Origin of the sequence: Anaerococcus kampingae (assembly GCF_046365475.1) — a bacterium.
Taxonomy (GTDB): Bacteria; Bacillota; Clostridia; order Tissierellales; family Peptoniphilaceae; genus Anaerococcus; species Anaerococcus kampingae.
Map to the genome: position 1 here is coordinate 1 of NZ_JBGMEF010000025.1, position 1,546 is coordinate 1,546.

The following is a 1,546-nucleotide window of genomic DNA, read 5'->3' on the forward strand; positions in this document are numbered from 1 at the left end:
ATCCTGGCTCAGGATTAACGCTGGCGGCGTGCATAACACATGCAAGTCGAACGATGAAACTTAATTGATCTCTTCGGAGTGAAAGTAAGTGGATTAGTGGCGGACGGGTGAGTAACGCGTGAGTAACCTGCCTTAGAGATGGGGATAGCCTCTGGAAACGGAGAATAATACCCAATGATACCAAGCTATCGCATGGTAGCCTGGTCAAAGATTTATCGCTCTAAGATGGACTTGCGTCTGATTAGCTAGTTGGTGAGATAATGGCTCACCAAGGCAACGATCAGTAGCCGGCTTGAGAGAGTGTACGGCCACATTGGGACTGAGACACGGCCCAGACTCCTACGGGAGGCAGCAGTGGGGAATTTTGCACAATGGGGGAAACCCTGATGCAGCGACGCCGCGTGATTTAGAAGGCCTTCGGGTTGTAAAAATCTTTTGTATAGGAAGAAAATGACAGTACTATACGAATAAGGACCGGCTAATTACGTGCCAGCAGCCGCGGTAATACGTAAGGTCCGAGCGTTGTCCGGAATCATTGGGCGTAAAGGGTACGTAGGCGGGTAAGCAAGTTAGAAGTGAAATCCTATAGCTCAACTATAGTAAGCTTTTAAAACTGCTCATCTTGAGGTATGGAAGGGAAAGTGGAATTCCTAGTGTAGCGGTGAAATGCGCAGATATTAGGAGGAATACCGGTGGCGAAGGCGACTTTCTGGCCATAACCTGACGCTGAGGTACGAAAGCGTGGGTAGCAAACAGGATTAGATACCCTGGTAGTCCACGCCGTAAACGATGAGTGTTAGGTGTCTGGAGTAAATCTGGGTGCCGCAGCTAACGCATTAAACACTCCGCCTGGGGAGTACGCACGCAAGTGTGAAACTCAAAGGAATTGACGGGGACCCGCACAAGCAGCGGAGCATGTGGTTTAATTCGACGCAACGCGAAGAACCTTACCAAGTCTTGACATATTACGGCGGGAGCTAGAGATAGTTCCTTACTTCTTCGGAAGACTGTAATACAGGTGGTGCATGGTTGTCGTCAGCTCGTGTCGTGAGATGTTGGGTTAAGTCCCATAACGAGCGCAACCCCTATTGTTAGTTACCATCATTAAGTTGGGGACTCTAACGATACTGCCGGTGACAAACCGGAGGAAGGTGGGGATGACGTCAAATCATCATGCCCTTTATGACTTGGGCTACACACGTGCTACAATGGCAGGTACACAGAGCAGCAAGACAGCGATGTCAAGCAAATCTCAAAAAGCCTGTCCCAGTTCGGATTGCACTCTGCAACTCGAGTGCATGAAGTTGGAGTTGCTAGTAATCGTGGATCAGAATGCCGCGGTGAATGCGTTCCCGGGTCTTGTACACACCGCCCGTCACACCATGGAAGTTGGCAATACCCGAAGCCTGTGAGCGAACCTTTTGGACGCAGCAGTCGAAGGTAGGGTCAGTAACTGGGGTGAAGTCGTAACAAGGTAGCCGTATCGGAAGGTGCGGCTGGATCACCTCCTTTCTAAGGATGAGGAGAGGGTACGCTCTCTCCTCAC

The 1,546-nt window shown here is 50.3% G+C and carries 1 rRNA gene; it reads left to right on the top strand.

Annotation, left to right across the window (positions count from 1 at the left end):
• Window positions 1-1,512 (top strand): 16S ribosomal RNA (locus tag ACCQ42_RS07225); the annotation flags it as partial.
• Window positions 1,513-1,546 lie beyond the last annotated feature (34 nt).